The organism is Rhizobium sp. ERR 1071 (genome assembly GCF_007828675.1).
In the GTDB taxonomy this organism is placed as follows: Bacteria; Pseudomonadota; Alphaproteobacteria; order Rhizobiales; family Rhizobiaceae; genus Rhizobium; species Rhizobium dioscoreae.
In genome coordinates this window covers 12,765-28,846 of record NZ_VITM01000007.1, presented here as the reverse complement: position 1 = coordinate 28,846, position 16,082 = coordinate 12,765, and the positions used below count along the sequence as shown (strand labels likewise).

General features: G+C 58.0%; 15 protein-coding genes and 1 pseudogene. 7 read left to right on the top strand and 9 right to left on the bottom strand.

Translation table 11 applies throughout. The features are described 5' to 3' along the window. Positions 1-206: 206 nt before the first annotated feature. Both FBZ99_RS22685 and FBZ99_RS22680 read left to right on the top strand, forming a co-directional pair. Positions 207-461: a type II toxin-antitoxin system Phd/YefM family antitoxin gene (locus FBZ99_RS22685; RefSeq protein WP_113352359.1), complete on the top strand. Its 255-nt coding sequence runs from the start codon at positions 207-209 to the stop codon at positions 459-461. Continuing rightward, positions 458-880, top strand: coding sequence for a type II toxin-antitoxin system VapC family toxin (locus FBZ99_RS22680; RefSeq protein WP_113352360.1), 423 nt, complete (start codon positions 458-460; stop codon positions 878-880). The genes FBZ99_RS22685 and FBZ99_RS22680 overlap by 4 nt, the downstream gene beginning before the upstream one ends. 578 nt (positions 881-1,458) lie before the next feature. Here FBZ99_RS22680 and FBZ99_RS22675 read toward each other — a convergent pair. The 4 genes from FBZ99_RS22675 to FBZ99_RS22660 form a co-directional block, all read right to left on the bottom strand. Next, positions 1,459-2,163 (bottom strand): DUF899 family protein, encoded by a 705-nt coding sequence (locus FBZ99_RS22675; RefSeq protein ID WP_145634916.1) that lies wholly within the window; start codon positions 2,161-2,163, stop codon positions 1,459-1,461. A 168-nt stretch (positions 2,164-2,331) separates the two neighbouring features. Beyond that, positions 2,332-2,607 (bottom strand): alpha/beta fold hydrolase, encoded by a 276-nt coding sequence (locus tag FBZ99_RS22670; protein ID WP_331275830.1) that lies wholly within the window; start codon positions 2,605-2,607, stop codon positions 2,332-2,334. A 269-nt stretch (positions 2,608-2,876) separates the two neighbouring features. Then, a complete protein-coding gene (locus FBZ99_RS22665) occupies positions 2,877-3,407 on the bottom strand; it encodes a cupin domain-containing protein (RefSeq protein WP_113421001.1) in 531 nt (176 codons plus the stop codon). Positions 3,408-3,454: 47 nt separating this feature from the next. Next, a complete protein-coding gene (locus FBZ99_RS22660; RefSeq protein ID WP_145634910.1) occupies positions 3,455-4,183 on the bottom strand; it encodes an NAD-dependent epimerase/dehydratase family protein in 729 nt (242 codons plus the stop codon). A 69-nt stretch (positions 4,184-4,252) separates the two neighbouring features. Between FBZ99_RS22660 and pdxR the strand changes: the two genes are divergently transcribed. Next, positions 4,253-5,698 carry a MocR-like pyridoxine biosynthesis transcription factor PdxR gene (gene pdxR / locus FBZ99_RS22655; RefSeq protein ID WP_145634907.1) on the top strand — a complete coding sequence of 482 codons (1,446 nt, stop codon included), beginning with the start codon at positions 4,253-4,255 and terminating at the stop codon, positions 5,696-5,698. Positions 5,699-6,145: 447 nt separating this feature from the next. Beyond that, positions 6,146-8,359 (top strand): PAS domain S-box protein, encoded by a 2,214-nt coding sequence (locus FBZ99_RS22650; RefSeq protein WP_145634904.1) that lies wholly within the window; start codon positions 6,146-6,148, stop codon positions 8,357-8,359. Positions 8,360-8,869: 510 nt separating this feature from the next. Here FBZ99_RS22650 and FBZ99_RS22645 read toward each other — a convergent pair. Then, positions 8,870-9,853: a PAS domain S-box protein gene (locus FBZ99_RS22645; protein ID WP_246661175.1), complete on the bottom strand. Its 984-nt coding sequence runs from the start codon at positions 9,851-9,853 to the stop codon at positions 8,870-8,872. Positions 9,854-10,672: 819 nt separating this feature from the next. On the opposite strand from FBZ99_RS22645, the gene FBZ99_RS22640 reads away from it, so the two are divergent. After that, positions 10,673-11,029 carry a response regulator gene (locus FBZ99_RS22640; RefSeq protein ID WP_145634897.1) on the top strand — a complete coding sequence of 119 codons (357 nt, stop codon included), beginning with the start codon at positions 10,673-10,675 and terminating at the stop codon, positions 11,027-11,029. A gap of 601 nt (positions 11,030-11,630) precedes the next feature. Here the strand turns inward: FBZ99_RS22640 and FBZ99_RS22635 are convergent. Both FBZ99_RS22635 and FBZ99_RS22630 read right to left on the bottom strand, forming a co-directional pair. Next, a pseudogene (locus FBZ99_RS22635) lies at positions 11,631-12,604 on the bottom strand (3'-5' exonuclease). Between the two features lie 111 nt (positions 12,605-12,715). Continuing rightward, the gene (locus FBZ99_RS22630) at positions 12,716-12,931 is read right to left on the bottom strand and encodes a hypothetical protein (protein ID WP_113353600.1); all 216 of its coding nucleotides are present in this window, start codon (positions 12,929-12,931) and stop codon (positions 12,716-12,718) included. Between the two features lie 452 nt (positions 12,932-13,383). Between FBZ99_RS22630 and FBZ99_RS33565 the strand changes: the two genes are divergently transcribed. Further along, entirely contained in the window at positions 13,384-13,656 is a 273-nt protein-coding gene (locus FBZ99_RS33565) for a hypothetical protein (protein ID WP_246661174.1), read from the top strand. A 348-nt stretch (positions 13,657-14,004) separates the two neighbouring features. Next, positions 14,005-14,646: a response regulator gene (locus FBZ99_RS22620; RefSeq protein WP_145634894.1), complete on the top strand. Its 642-nt coding sequence runs from the start codon at positions 14,005-14,007 to the stop codon at positions 14,644-14,646. A 597-nt stretch (positions 14,647-15,243) separates the two neighbouring features. Here FBZ99_RS22620 and FBZ99_RS33925 read toward each other — a convergent pair. Together FBZ99_RS33925 and arr are read right to left on the bottom strand one after the other, a co-directional pair. Next, on the bottom strand, positions 15,244-15,564 hold the full coding sequence (locus tag FBZ99_RS33925) for a VOC family protein (RefSeq protein WP_145634891.1): 321 nt from the start codon (positions 15,562-15,564) through the stop codon (positions 15,244-15,246). 78 nt (positions 15,565-15,642) lie between these two features. Continuing rightward, complete coding sequence (arr, locus tag FBZ99_RS22610) at positions 15,643-16,059, bottom strand: NAD(+)--rifampin ADP-ribosyltransferase (protein WP_113353603.1); 417 nt, start codon at positions 16,057-16,059, stop codon at positions 15,643-15,645. Between the last annotated feature and the right edge of the window lie 23 nt (positions 16,060-16,082).

Sequence of the window (16,082 nt, the reverse complement as noted above, 5' to 3'; positions counted from 1 at the left end):
TCTTATTTCATGTCCACTCCTGCAAACTCTCATCCCTGAAACTGATAGAAAGGCTAAAGCGTTACACACGTGGCGTAGCCGATCCGTGCCACATCAGGAACTTACCCTTCTGGGCCAAATCTCTTCAAGACTTCAGCCGACGGTACTATTGCTTAAAAATCAGTGACGCTCTATATGTAGGTACTTACCTACGTGGAGGTTCGCCTATGAGCATGACGAGTTTGTCCAGCAGAGAAGTCAATCATGACGTCAGCAAAGCTAAAAAAGCTGCTCAGAACGGTCCTGTGATAATCACAGATCGCGGCAAGCCATCGCACGTCCTAATGACCTACAGTGAATTCGAACGTTTGTCAGGGAAACGCAGGAACCTCGTTGACGCGCTCGCTATGCCCGGCCTTTCGACTATTGAGGTGGATACGCCTAGAGCCAAAATCGCGGCACGCGAGGTCGATCTGTCTTGAAGTACTTGCTCGATACGAACGTCGTTTCCGAACTGCGCAAGGTTGGGGATGGCAAAGGAGATGCAAATGTCACGCAATGGGTTGCCTCGCAGGATGCCAGTGAACTCTTTATCTCCGCTATCACGGTGCTGGAGATCGAACGCGGTATCTTGAGCGTTCAGCGCCGCGATGCGTCACAAGGCGCCCGATTGCGAGAATGGATGGATAGCCGCGTTCGCCCGGAATTTGTGGATCGCATTCTGCCCATAGATGATGCCGTCGCCACGCGCTGTGCTCATCTTCATATTCCCGACCGCCGCAACGAGGCTGATGCCTTGATCGCTTCAACGGCGCTAGTCCATGGCTTGACTGTCGTCACGCGGAATATCAAAGATTTCGATGGAACTGGTGTGATCATCGTTGATCCGTGGCAGGGCTGAACTTCCAGGTACAACCGAGGAAGATATAGCTCAGGTGCAGCAACGGGTGCACCGAGAACCTTATCACGTGCTTGGCTTTTGGTTGAAGCAGATCGACGGTTCGATTCTATTCAAGAGCGAGACAATGTTTTTCGCGATCGTTGCCTGTCGACTCAACGCATGGCTTCAGACTCCACCGCGACGACTGGCGTACCAACGCTGTGCGATAGGGGCCATGCACCATGTCCAGATTTCTCGCGCGCGCTCTAAGTCGTCCGGCGCGGGCAACGGCGAACGCTCCAGAGCGATGCTCGAGCACGACACCTGGCGCGTGGTCCCGTAGCTCCTCTGGCAGATGCCCTCAAGCGTCGTAAGGTAACGATGATCACCTGCCTGCGCATCAACGCCGCGCTAATCCAGGCGGTCGGTCCACAGCTCGGGTACACGAGATCGGGTCGGATCTCCACATCCGGCCTCACGGAGCCCCGCATGCTGGATCGACATCCATCTTACCGCGGTTCAAAGGAGGAGGTGGTGCCGCTGTCGTTCCATCTGACTTCTGACTCGTAGCATGAGACCAACGACTAAAATGATCGTGCTCAGTAATTGAGCTTTGGGTACCAGTCTGTGCCGCGGCCGGCTGGCGTCATGTCCAGAATGTTCCAGAGTGGTGCGATATCGACCGCCCCCCTTGGATCCTGGCCAGGATCCGCCGCTTCGGTCGGCATCTCGCCATTGTAGAAGACGCGGATATCTTTCCCATCCTTCTGGTAGACGGTGAATCCTGGATTTTCAGATCCGTTGTCATTCAGCAGGCCTAGGTCACGGGCGTAGTCGTCGCCGACGGTCTGGACGAAGTCCAGGTCGCGCCAGCCGCGTTCGATGGCAAAGGCGCGTTGTCGTGCCACGGGGCTGCGACCGATGATTTTGAAGGCAACCCGTTGCTTGATGTCGGCGCCGTTGCCGTTCGCTCCGCCAAGAAAGTTCGTGCACATGGGGCAGGGCCGTTCGCGCTGTGGGCCGAACATCCAGAAGTACGTCACTAGTGTATCGTGGTGACCGAACATGTCCGCGAGACCGACCTCGTCGCCGTTCTCATCCTTGAAGCGATAGTTCTTCTCAACGACGGGACCTGGAGGCAGGCGCCGGCGCTGCTCCGCAAGCCTCGTGAGATGTCGCCGGATTTCGATTTCCTCCGCCAGCAGGGCGGTCCTTGCCTCGGCGTATTCCGGAGTTTCGTTCGTGAACTTGCTCACACGTTTTGCGGCCAGTTCCTTTGCGGGTCTCAATTCGCTCATGTCCATGTGCCTGCTCCTTGGATCTATTCCGACCGTCTCGCGAAACGACCTCCATTCGGCCATCCCATGCTTGTCGTCGGAAATCGGCGGGCGCGCATGATGGTTTTCCACGCCTCACTTGAAATAGACGTACGAGGCGATCCGTTCTCGACAAGAGCTCGAATTTTTTCGGTTTCAGTTGCGGTCGCCTTGCTCAGAGGTGGCAATCAGAATCAGCGCGATAACACGCTCGGACGCCTGGCGCACAATTTCAAGGGCCACGTGGCCTCCCATCGAGAAGCCGACCAGCACCATTTCCGCCATCGCCACAGCAATAGCACGACTCGCCATTTCAGCGGTTGACGAGTCCTGCGATAGGTCGGCATGGATGATTGGGCCATATGCCGCCAGCTCGGGTTCAACGTCACGCCAGAGGTCGGCGTCGAGCATGAATCCTGGAATTAGGACCATCCCCATCTTCACGCTTCCTTCTGAGATCTGGCAAAGGTCGCCGGTCGTGGCTCATGCGGAGATCAATCACGTGCGAGCGCCTTCGACAACCAAAGAGAGCTGACGCTGCCGATTGCCGGCAATGCTATATGGTAGCCCAACGCGGTGCTTCTTCTAACCTAGCATACGCGGCGTTGATGCCACGTGAGGGTCCAGGTGGCATATTACCTTGATTCATTGATGAAGCGAGGCTCGGACAAATGTAATCCAAACGACGTCAAAGGAGATCGTCAATCGGGTATTACCAGCGGCCCGCAGTCACTATCGGCGACAAAGGTCGCCAGCAACTCAGCGGGCTCGGTCTTGCTGACGTTCTCTGCAAAAAGATGCGCAGTTCCGGGTGGCTCGAACCAGGTTTCGCCCGCGCGATAGGTCCCGGCCGGGCCACCTTCAAGCTGAGAGCGCAAGGTCCCCTTCAGCACGAAGGCCGAGACCGAGCCAGGATGCCGATGACGTGGCGTATAGGCGTTGGGTGGATAATCGACGACCGCGACGGTCAGTGACTTACCCGGCACGTTCGGCAATGGCTCGCAGGAAATTGGCCTCACTGTGGTCTGGGGTCGTCCGGCGGCCGCCGGATCGGAGGTTTCGGACATATGATGCTGAGCAGGGCCTGGATCGGCCTCGCCGCTCCGGTAAGCGGTAATGCCCAGGAATAAAGCAAGCACGGCGACGGTTCCCAAGGTCATCGAAATAGATGACGAGATCGCGCTGTTCTCCGCGACCGAGCCGAAGATTGAATAAACGTTTGGTTTCAGCATGGAGTATCTCATCGGCGACAGGGATTTCAATGATAGCTCAGGGGGCTTCAGATCCGGAACTCCGGCGTCCATCCGAGTTCGCGGATAGCCTTCGCAGAGGTAACCATTGGGCTCGCTTCGGCAATATTGTAGATGCCCTGCGTTCCCGCCTTGACTGCAAGCATTGCCGCGCGGGCCGCCGCGTCCACATGGACGGCGAGCGTGGCATCGGGGAAGTCCGCGCCGGTCGCGGGGCCGTAGAGGCGCCCATAGCGCAGAACGATACCGGTTACCCTTTCAGGCTCTCCCAGGACAGCGGCCTCCAGCGCCGCAACACCCGAGACGCTAATGCTGCGAGGCTCGGGCGCTGCGAGATCCAGCGGTGCCGACTCGTCATGGGGTTCGTTCCCAGCAGCATAGGCCCAGGCGATGCTTTGCGCGATAATGCGCTTGGCGCCCGCAGCCATCGCGGCCCGCATAAGATTGGCGGTCCCCTCGCGGCGGATGCGCGCATTGCGGGCGGCGAATTCGGATGCTCGTGACGGGTCTACGGCCGGGGGGAGATCGGTCAACTGGTGGATGATCACATCCGGATTTGCCTCTATCACCGCCCGCTTTAGCGCATCGCGATCGAAGACGTCGACCACCACTGCATGGACGCCGGCCGCATCAAGGTCGCGCGCTTTGTCGGACGAGCGTGTCGTCCCGAAAACGTCATATCCTGCATCCAACAATTGCGGCACGAGCCGCCTGCCGATAGCACCTGTGGCACCCGCCAGAAAAATCGTCTTGGGCACGATATTCTCCTTGCCTCTCCGTTGTATAGCTACACTATGGCCGCTATCATCCAGTAAAAAGGACCAAGATTGGGCAAAAAAACTGTACCATCCACGGATGTTCGGTCCCTCTCCATAACGGTTGATCGGCAATCTGGAAAAACGCTCACTGACCAGCTGACGCAGTCGATCGAGGCCGCCATTCTGGATGGGCGGTTGTCGGGAGGGGCGCGGCTGCCATCGTGGCGCGATCTGGCAAGCCAGCTCGGCGTTGCGCGCGGGACGGTCAAGGCCGCATATGAAAGGCTTATCGACCGCCAACTTCTGATCAGTCACGGTCCCGCGGGAACGCGGGTCAGCGCGCACCTGCCCCCGCGCACCGCGGGCGAGCGTCGCATGTCGCTCCGCGATCCCTTCCACGCGCTCGGAATGATCACACCCGGTATGCCGCCGCGCCTGTTTCAGCTCGGCGTGCCTTCACAGGATGCGTTCCCTGCGACGGTCTGGTCTCGACTGTTGGTACGGGCCGGCCGAAAGGCAGCGCTCCTGCCGCTCAGTTACCCGGACCCACGCGGCGAGCTGGCCCTGCGTCGCGAGATCGCAGCTTATCTTGCCGTGGCCCGTTCTGTCGTCTGTCATGAGGAGCAGGTCTTCATCACCACAGGTTTCACCGCCGCGCTCGGCCTGATTGCCGATACGCTCGCAGCACGGCCATGCAAGGCGTGGGTTGAAGATCCGGGTTACCCTTTGGCAAAGGCCGGACTTGCGCTGAAAGGCATAGAGGTTGTGCCCGTCCCGGTTGACTGCGACGGGCTCGACGTGGCGTTCGGCATGGCGATCGCCCCCGACGCATCGCTCGCGGTCGTAACGCCGGGACAGCAAGCCCCACTGGGAATGACAATGTCGCTCACCCGTCGGCGGGCTCTTCTGGACTGGGCGGCATCGGCAGACGCTTTCATCATCGAAGACGACTATTTGGGTGAATTGCAGCTGAAGGGACGCGCTGCACCGGCACTCGCCTCGCTGGACGCCGAAGAGCGTGTCATCCATGTGGGGACGTTCAGCAAGACGATCAGCCCGGCGCTGCGACTGGCTTTCTTCGTGGCGCCTCCCCGCCTGCTGGACGAGCTTTTCCGCCGGGCGATGTTTCTTTCTCCTGCTCCCGCAACGATGGCCCAGATTGCCGTTGCCTCCTTCCTCTCCGAGGGCCATTTCCTTCGGCATTTGCGCAAGATGCGGCGACTCTATTCGGAACGGAGCGAAGTTTTGAGCGGCATCGCGGGCACCGCGCTGATGGACCGGAAGAGGGGCGGATTGGCGCTTATTCTTGGTCTTCCGGATGGTGCGGATGATGCCGCCATCGCTCGCCGCGCCCGCGACCTTGGGCTGGGGCCATCACCCCTGTCGAGCTGGTATGCGGATGCGAGCCGCTCCCGGCCTGGGCTGCTGCTGGGGGTAACGAACGTGACGCCGTGGTCGGCCGCTACCGCTTGGCAGGCACTGCAGGCCATCATCGGTGAATTTACGCAAGCTTGACGTCCGGTAGCTCACGAAGAAAGGCTGTTCGTGCTAAGCACGGAAGCTGGATTGCGCGGCTCGGCTTCTTGTATGTTGCGCAGCACATAGAGACGAGGCGTCTCTTCCCTTTGTTGGAGAACTACACCCGAACGACCTGGAACTCGCCTATACAGTCTTTATTGGGTATGTTCCGTCCCTCAACGCCATAACCGAAGGGCCAAACCCGGACGCAGGTCTGGAGCACGGCGACTGGAAATCGCACACCCGCTTCATTGTTTGCCTCTCCGGCTATCGCAATTTTGATAATATCGGATGGAGAAGGAGCGCTGGTGCGCGAACGATATGGCGCCGCCGATCTACCACCAAGGAACTGGACGGAAGGAACTAAAGTGGGCTCTCGACGTTAACGCGCGAACGATTTTGTGGGGAGACTGAAACCCGTTGCCATCGGGTGGGAGGAGCTCGATGAACAATTCCGGAGCGCCCAGCGGTCCAGAAGCGATTTCTGCGCCTGAATGGCGACAAATCGTCCATAGCGCGGTCGATACGGCGATCATTACGACCGACCTCCAAGGCAAGGTGACGAGCTGGAACGAAGGCGCGCACCGCATCCTGGGCTGGACGGAAGCTGAAATGCTGGGCCAGACGCTGGAGCGTTTGTTTACTGACCAGGATCGCCAGCGAGACATATTGGCAAACGAGATGCGCGACGCGCTGGCATACGGCCGTGGCGGCGGCCAAGAAGGATGGCGTATATGCAAGGATGGGAGCCGCATTTGGGCGTCTGGCGCGATGACCCCTATCAGGGCCACCGATGGGGTGCAGAGCGGATACGTGAAGATCCTGCGCGATCGGACCTCCCAGCGCAAGGCTGAAGAGGGCGCGGCCGAAGAGCGTCGCGCGCTCGAATTGCTGAACCGCGCGGGATCTGCCCTGGCGGCTGAGACGGACCTCCATAAGGTGGTGCAGATCGTCACCGATGCCGGTGTTGCCATCTCCGGCGCTGAATTCGGCGCGTTCTTCTACAATGTGCTGAACGAGCGCGGTGAGAGCTATATGCTCTATACGCTTTCCGGGGCTCCCATCGAAGCCTTTTCGAAATTCCCGATGCCGCGCAACACGCAAGTGTTCGCGCCGACGTTCAACGGGGAAGGCATCGTACGCTCGGACGACATCACGAAGGATCCGCGATATGGCCGAAGCGCGCCTCGACGCGGGATGCCCGAGGGTCATTTGCCCGTGCGCAGTTATCTGGCCGTGCCAGTGATTTCGCGCACCGGGGAAGTGCTCGGGGGCCTGTTCTTTGGCCACGCCACGCCAGCTGTCTTCAACGAACGCTCCGAGCGGGGCCTGGAAGGATTGGCGGCGGAGGCCGCGGTAGCGATCGACAACGCTAACCTTTCACAGGCCACCCAACGTGAGATTGAGGAGCGGAAGCGCGCGGAAGGAGCCCTTCGCGATCTGAATGCAAGCCTCGAGCAACAAATCGCGGAACGAACAGCGCAGCTTAGAGAAAATGAGAGCGCGCTACGCCAATCGCAGAAGATGGAGGCCGTTGGGCAGCTGACGGGCGGCATCGCTCATGATTTCAACAATCTGTTGCAGGTCATTATCGGCAATCTTGACATCTTGCAGCGGAACTTGCCGGAGGATTCCGGGCGGCTTAAGCGAGCTGCGGGCCACGCAATGATCGGCGCTCGTCGCGCCGCTGCCCTTACCCAGCGGCTCTTGGCCTTTTCTCGACGCCAGCCACTCGATCCAAAACCACTGAATGCCAACGCCCTTGTGACGAGCCTTTCGGAGATGATCCATCGAACGCTTGGGGAAACCATGGCCGTGGAAACTGTTCTGGCCGCTGGGTTATGGCAGGTGGAGGCGGACAATAACGAGCTTGAGGCCGCAATTCTCAACCTCGCGGTGAATGCGCGCGACGCCATGCCGGATGGTGGCCGTTTGACCATCGAAACCTCGAACGCCCACATTGATGAGGCCTACGCCGCCTCCTACGCCGAGGTTTCAGCAGGGCAGTATGTTTGTATAGCGGTGTCGGATACCGGCACGGGCATGGACGAAGTCACGATCGCAAAGGCCTTCGAGCCATTCTTTACGACCAAGCCGGTCGGTCGGGGGACTGGTCTTGGACTGAGCCAAGTCTATGGCTTCGTCAAACAGTCCGGCGGGCACGTGAAGATCTATTCGGAGCTCGGCCACGGCACGACGGTAAAGATCTATCTACCGCGATTCACATCGGCCAATACGTCGGACGAGCCCCAGACTGATCTGCCGGTCCCTGAAGGGCAAAATGACGAGACCCTCCTCGTCGTCGAGGACGACGATGATGTGCGAGCCTATTCGGTCGAGCTTCTTCGTGAACTCGGGTATCGGGTGATCGAAGCGCATGACGGGCCTTCCGCGCTACGCCTCCTTGAGCGACAGGCGAGAGTCGATCTGCTCTTCACCGATGTGGTCCTTCCAGGGGGCCTGACCGGAGCGCAGGTCGCGGCCCAGGCGCAAGAGATTAAACCGGGTCTGAAGGTCTTGTTTACAACCGGCTACGCGCGTAATGCGATCATTCATCATGGCCGTCTCGACAAGGGTGTAAGACTGATTACAAAACCATTCGGTTCGGCGGAACTGGCTGCGAAGGTACGTGATGCGCTGGATGAGGAGTTTGAGTGATGGTCCCTTCACAGGAGCCGCTTGTATTGCGAATGCCCGACGGGGAGCGGGGTATGCTGACGCCTGGCATCGATACCATTCTTGAACGGCTTTCCATGCGCTCAGCACGGGCATCGCGGAGCTTGGCGAGGCGCAAGACCAGTTTCCGGTCGCCATTTAGGTGACTGACGTCGAAGGGGTCGTAACCTACTTCAACCCGGCCTGCATTGAATTTACCGGCCGCAGGCCTGAAGTCGAGAAGGATCGATGGGAGTCACTTGGTGCCATTATACGAACGTGGGCGAGTTGCTGCCCCATCACGAATATTCCATGGGTGGTGCCCATCAATACGCGGTGGCCGGTTCGAGGCGTGGGAGACCCTTAACCGCATGCCAATGAGTACGAGATCAAGGCTGCCCAAATCCGCGGATCGACGTACGGTATCAATCGCTCCCCTCAGAAATTCTCCGCTTCCTATTCGTTCCGACTAGGATCGTGACACCTATCGGCGCCCAACGTCGAAGGAACTCCTCAGCCTGAAAATGCCGCCCTTGGAATGCTGATGGAAACGACCAGCCCTGTCGGTCTCCAGTCGCGCTCGATGGTGGCGCCAAGCGCACCGGCCAGAGCTGTTTCGAGCCGACTGCCAAAGCCTGAGGTTTCGGAAGTTGATGGTTCCGGCCCTCCCGTTTCCCGCCAAATGAGCTCAATCCTATCCGCTTTATCCAGCAAGTTTACATCGAGATATCCGCTTGCGACCGAAAGAGATCCATATTTCGCGGCGTTGGTGGCAAGCTCATGCAGCAGCAGAGCGATGTGCGTCATCGCCTTGCCCGTGACCGAGGGATCGCTGCCCGATATGGTGATCCTTTCCCTTGCCCCGTAAGGTTCGAGGATGGTCCCGAACAATGTGTGCAGTGAGATCGCCTGGATGTCGTCGATCTCACCTTTCCAATCGGCCATGGTGAGCTGGTGCGCACGCGCGAGCGAGGAGAGCCTCGCCTGGATCGTCGCCAGCAAGTCCTCATGGGTCGTGGTGGAGCGTCCGCTGATGGAGACGATCGCTGTCGCGAGCGCAAAGAGATTCTTCACGCGGTGACGCATCTCTCCCATCAAAAGCTCTTGCTCCGCCTGCGTCCGGCGCCTTTCCGTAATATCCCTCGCGATCTTCGATGCGCCCACGATCATGCCTTGCGCGTTGCGGATGGGTGAAATCGTGAGCGAGATGTCGATGAACGATCCATCCTTGCGCCGTCGCACTGTCTCGAAGTGCTCGACGCGCATGCCACGCTGGATCTCGGCGAGGATCGCTGGCTCCTCATCGAGCCGATCCTCGGGGATGAGAATGGTGATGGATTTGCCGATCACTTCCTCCGCCTCATAGCCGAAGAGCCGGGTCGCGGCTGGGTTCCAGCTCTGGATAATGCCCCTTAGATTCTTGCTGATGATCGCATCATCCGAGCCATCGATAATAGCGGCCAGCCAGTCACGCGGATCGGGTCCGTCCGCTGTCACTTGGTGTATCAGCTTGGCTGGCGGAAAGGGATTTGATGGAAGCCGCACGCTCGCCCGCCACGCGTGGGGTGGCGCGGACGGTCCGTCATCCAATGGGGGGTCTTCCGCGGAACTTGCCATGCAACACTCCTGAACCACTCTCATCACCGCCAAAACAGAGGCAAACGCAAGAAATCATGCACGTTTGCCTTTTTGATAGCATCTCTTCGCCGGCGGACTCGTCAAAACGCCAGCTGTTTCCCAAGCGAGAATCGCCGGTTTTTGAAGTATCTCCCTACTAACATAGGGCACCGTTCACATCTTTGAATGCCGTTAGGTTCCGGTCATCGCTCAGACGATAGACAAAGATCTTTAATTCTTGAAGAGATCCGACGGAAGATGGCCTCAGTCGATGGTCGGTGACCTCCCGCCGAGGGCTGACGGCTGGCTGTCTCGTTCGTGGCGCATCTGAAAGACCGGATAGATGAAGGCTCGAGGGTCTACTGGTGCGAACACGGATCGAGCTTACCATTGGCCTGTTCCCATCGCCGCCCGTCGACCTCACATGTTCGTTGCGAGACGATGGAGGATACAATGTGATCCAGTCGGGGGTTTCTCCGCTAGATTTCGTGAATATGGTGGACATCGCGGTGGCACACCGGCTGTCGCTCATAAACTCGTTACCAAACGTCGCCCATCGATGTTATTCGATACCAAAGGCGAGGACATTCAATCGTTCGAAGGTCCAGCGCGACGAACCGGAGTTCACGATGATCCCCGCAAGGGGGGAACCTGATCGCCATTCCGAGGTTAGACGCGATCGAGAAAACGCGGGGCCCAATGCGTCAACTTGTTCTGATTGTCGAGGACGAGCCGCTGCTCAGGATGCTGGCGGTGGATCTGGTTGAGGAAGCTGGCCTCGAAGCGTTGGAAGCCACCAACGCGGAGGAGGCTATTACTCTGCTCGAGCGCACGCCCGATACTCGGATCCTTATGACCGACATCGATATGCCTGGAAGCATGAACGGCCTCGAGCTCGCTTGGACAGTGAGCCGTCGCTGGCCATCGATTTCCACAGTGTTGGTCTCGGGCAAACAGCCCCTGGCGGCGAGAGAGATGCCTGAAGGTAGTGTCTTTTTCGCGAAACCCTACGAGCCTCGAAAGATGGTTGACCTGCTCTCGAAGATGGCGAATTGACCGCGGCCGCTTAGCTTTCAGCAACGCGCGAATTGCTGCGGCCTTCCCGCCTTCCAATATGCGTCGGAAATCAATCGGAGACCAAAGCTCTGTTCGTCTGACCTCAAGTTGTTCTCAGGGCCCAGTTCTTCTTCCATCACCATATGCAGGCTTCGAAGATCACAGTGCACGCAGGACGCCTTGTGCGATGCATCCAATGCGCAGCTGGCGAAATGGCCGATCAATTGCAACGCCATGATGGCCAAGTGCCAACGCGTGCTGATGAAGGCTGTCAAATTCGCAACACTTGCTGGGACCTTTAGTTTTCGGGTTTCTAATGGATGGACAGCCACCAAATTGATGATGTTATGGGCTCGTAAGCTCCGTTTTGGTGGTAGGTGATGCGATTTACGGACTTTCGGCGTTTCAGGATGCTCCGATCGCGTGCCTTGCGCGGTAGCAGTGGCGCTTCTGAGCTTTACGAACCTTGGGTCTATGACGCCTTTGATCGGTTTGAGCGTGAGATGGAAGCGTTCTGCCGGCGCTTGCTGTTTTCAGTTGTAATTTGAAAGTCGGGCCCGGCAAGGTCGGGAATACCCGATGTAGTAGCGAGGGGCCGAATCTATCTGCGCCCCCTGAACCGGTCGAATGCCGTCAGACGCTGAACCGGGGGGTCAGCATCCTCCCAGCGGTAGATCTCGATTCGTAGGAACTGAAGCTCGTCTTCCATGGTCTCTTCTGCGATCTCGATCCACCAGGATTTCGGCCGGCCGTCGCTGCCATCGGACCAGCGGTAGCCTCGTTCCTTCAGCCGATCCTTCAGATCGAAGGGTGAGTTTTCCGCGAAGATGCGCACGCGCGAGCGCTGGCTTGCCTGATAAAGCTCGGCAAAGGGTGTTTGATTATTATCGCCCTGAGGAAGTGCCAGGACTTCCAGCAGCGCAAAGCAGTCATCGACGGCCCGGTGCCCGACATGAAAATACCCACTCTGGTTGATGAGGTAGCCGAGCTTGGTTCCCTCATAGCCCCTGAGACTCCAATCGATCTCGGTATTGGAACAAGCCCAGGCCTTACGGACAAAGATCGGGGAGAAGGCTTCGCAGAACGGTCGATCGAAGCCGGCATTATGGGCAATGACGAGATCGGCGGGCTCGATGAGCGCACGCACGGCGGGCATGTCGATCATCTGGCCATGAACCATGGCGTCCGTGATGCCGGTCAGCCGGATCACGTCGGCCGGGATCGGGATGCTCGGTTGCTGCAGTCCGCCGTAAATGCCGGTGACATCTCCGATCTCGCCGTCCTCGTTGAAGGTGAAGCCGATTAGGCCGATTTCAATGATCTCGTCCTTCCTCGCGTCGAGACTGTCTCGGTGTCGAGGATAACGCCCCTCAGCGGATAGCCCGGCCTTAAGGCAGGGGCGATCGCGCGTGGCTCGAGTTTTTTCAGGATCTGATAGCGTCCGGTTGCTTCCAGCATCCGCACCATCTCGGCTTCATCGGGCGATGATCCGATCTGCCGAACGCGCAGGCCGGGTGCCGACGCTTTGCGAACGGCTTGCGCATTCTCCGAAAACATGTCCAGCTGAGACGTCATGGGCCATCTAACGAAAACGGTCGCACAAATCTAAAGCGTCAAATGCCTCAAGAGAAGCGCCCAGCGCTGCCGGATCGTGCATACCCACTGCTAATCGACGTCACGACGACCCTAATGGGTTCGCCGTGTTGCGGTGTGGACCGCGCCGCCGATGACGGTGTCCATATAATCATCCGCGAGTTCCAGCAGGGATTCTGCTATGCACTCGGGCTCCCACCCGTCTTCGAGGAGCTCATCGACTGCTCTGGCGATGTTTTGCCGGAGCTGCTCACGACACTGCCGCTTCGACTGATCCGCGAAGCCGATCACCCATCCTTTTCCTGGCATGCAGCTCCTCCTTCGTGGCGACGGGCGCATTCACCCTCTCGGAGGAGATATAGCAAAAGCCTCCGCCAGCAACCGGGAAAGTCGAATTTCGGAGAAGAATGCTGTCGTGATCACTTTGCGGACGAGCCAATCCGCAAAAATCAAGGATGCGGGTGCGAATGATTGATCTGTCACTGCCATGGATGATGGACTAGGCTGGTCCCCGTTGGGAGATGCAGGGTCTTTCGACACTGCATCTCAAAACCATGGAGCATATGGTTGTGACGAATTTTATTGAGAAATGGTCCGCCAGGAAGGCGGACAAACCCAAGGGAGGTGCACGGAACGTCGTCGAGACGTTTCGTCTCCGGGTCGCCGAGCAGAAGAACTATTTGGAAGAGTATGAGCGTGATCCTGCCGGCTTCAGGAAATGGCGGTCCACATAGTTTCAGCGAGTCCCAGGCGGTTTTGGCGTGAGCGTTGGCCGCGACGCGCTCAGCACCGGCAACGGGTTGAGCTACGTTGTCGTCGAAACCGTAGGACAAGTCGCCGAGTTTCTCGATGATCTCGCCCAGCATGCTGAGCATGATCTCGATTTCCAGAAAGCGCTTGAGGAAAATCGCGCCCGCCGCGCCGCGGTTTTGAACGCCGCAAAGGCGCAGTCCAAGACGGTCAAGTCCGCTCCCGCCAAGGTCCCACGGGCGAAGGTCGGTCCAAAGGCAGGCAAGACCAAAGCGGACGAATAAGCCCGACGCTCGTACGTAGCCAAAGCAATGCTCAGCCCGCCTCGCGCGGGCTTTGTCTTTGTGACACTTCATGGGCGACGAGCGCATCTGTTTTCAAGCTTGAGCGCCTCTGCGAACATTGAAAACGGCGTCGTCTTGTACGCTTCGTAAGCCCGGCCCTATTTGCCTGATTCCACCGATCTTTTTTCGCCACGCGTCGAATGGACAACGAGAGGGAGCAGAATTGGATGATGATTTCCAGACTAAGGACATGTCCGCGCCGGCGCGACGCGAGGCCAAGATGTGCCAGCCAAGATTGGTTTGCTATATTGGGCACGATAAAATGTCGTATGACGACACAAAGTTCAGATGACTCTTATTTTAGCGTTGATTCATGAAGTGAGACATGAAACTGTACTTGGGCGTGAATGCCTCAGATATAAGGATTTGTCACGTGACATTTTAGGCTCGCAAGATCTCAAGATCGTCCGGGACGTATTTGAGCGGGTGAGCTCCGAACCGTGGTTCACCGCGCACGCCGAGAAGCGCGACGAATTCGCTCGATATGTCGTGCGGATGTACCGCAAAGGTGTGGTCATTCCCGACAAACTGGAAGCACTTTGCCTGACCGCGGCTAAGGAGCGCTTCTCGAACAAGGCTGTCGGCGGGTGCCGTTTCCTTATCGTTGAAGACGAGGAAATCATTGCGGTGGACGCCGCCGATACCCTGGCTCGAATGGGGGCGGAAATTGTCGGCCCGGTTAGCACCGTTAAGGATGCATTCGAGGCCATCGAAGGCGCCGGGGCCAGTCTCGATGCGGCGCTTCTTGACATCAATCTGCGTGGACAGACAATTTTCCCCGTGGCGGCTTTTCTGAAAATGAAGCACATACCGTTTGCGTTTGTTACGGGTTACGATGATCGGTCCGTACCAGCATTTTTCCGTTCGACGCCGATTTTCACCAAGCCTGCCAACTGGGAAGTAATAGCGTCGCGTCTTGCGCAAAGTTAGTTTGGCGTCCCAAGCTCGATCGCGGAGCGCTACTCCGGGACGCTACATCCGCTATGGAGCGATTTCAACTTGAGCCGTTGGGCGTTGGGCATATCCTTGGAGAATTCGGTGTATGCCCATAACATTGCAATTTTCTGTAATTGGTTGGGCTTGACGATTCCGTATCGAAATAATCCGACCAAACCGACGGCGAAACCTTCCCGGCTATATTCGGTGTCATCAAACCAGCTTTGTGTCGTTACAATTCGTATATTCCTTTTAGCATTGTGAGTTCGCTTTGCGACAACTTTCCCTGCGTAAGACGCTTCAGCCGTTCCATCATTGTTCCCGCTGCGCGTTCGATTCCCAAACTTGTGCACGTGCTGCATAACGATAGCAGGTCGGTCTCGAGCCCTGCCATTTTGACCATGCCCAGTGCAACCGCATTTTTTATGATTGCATAAGAGGAACCTGCAGAAGAGGCGAAGGTTCCTTGCGTGATAGTCTGATAGCGCATTGCGCGTAGGCAAAGGGGTGTCCGGGGTAGCAGCGATCGAAGCCGCGGCAAAAGCCGGAGTTCGGGGCAAGGTTCGGAAAGCGCCAACCGGCCAGACATGCTTATCTGAAAGAGCTTGCTGACGGCAAAGTTGTCCCCGGCGTCGTCGATTTATTCCAGATGGAAGTCAAAGAACTCGGAACGGGGTTCAAGGTGTCAATCAGCACGGAGCCGAACAAGAGAGCTGTTCGAGGACGATCTCCATCAGTTCCGTACTCCAGCCTTTTCATCCCCAGGACCTCCACATACCATGCGGCGGACGCTTCTACGTTGGTGACGTTGATGACGAGATGATCGAGGGCGGATATTTCCCTGGGCCTTGCTTCTGGTTCTTCTTTTTCGGCGCTCCTGAGACCTGTGCTGTTCGCGGCTCCAATGATCATGTCGAGGCCGGACATCCCCGCAAGCATGGAAATGGAAGGGATCGACCGGCCGCTGAAATACCGTCGATCCCACAGCGGTCAATCGATAATGACGTTAGCACCTTCGGCCGTTAAGCGCGCCAACCCGTCTTTCATCTGACGGATCTGTTCCGCCGTATGACCCTGCCAGTTCACGACCTCTCCGATCACCCGCAACGGGTCCCTCGATCGATAGGAGAGAGTTGGGTTTCCCGGAAATTTCTTGTCGGTCACGTTCGGATCATCGAACCAGGCGCCGGTCGGCTCGACGACATAGATGCGTCCTGGTTTTTCACCCGCAGCCAATTCAGCACCCCAAATCGCCGCATCCATTGTGCCTGTGAAGTATACCCATGATAACTGCGTGTCGGCGGCGAAATTGGACGGGTATCCCGCGGCGATCATGTCCCCGGGCCGCAGATCGGCGCGGGTACCGTGAAAAAACGATTGTGAAAAGGTGGTTGCAGCTACCGACATGGCTCTATCTCCTTTTGCGCGTG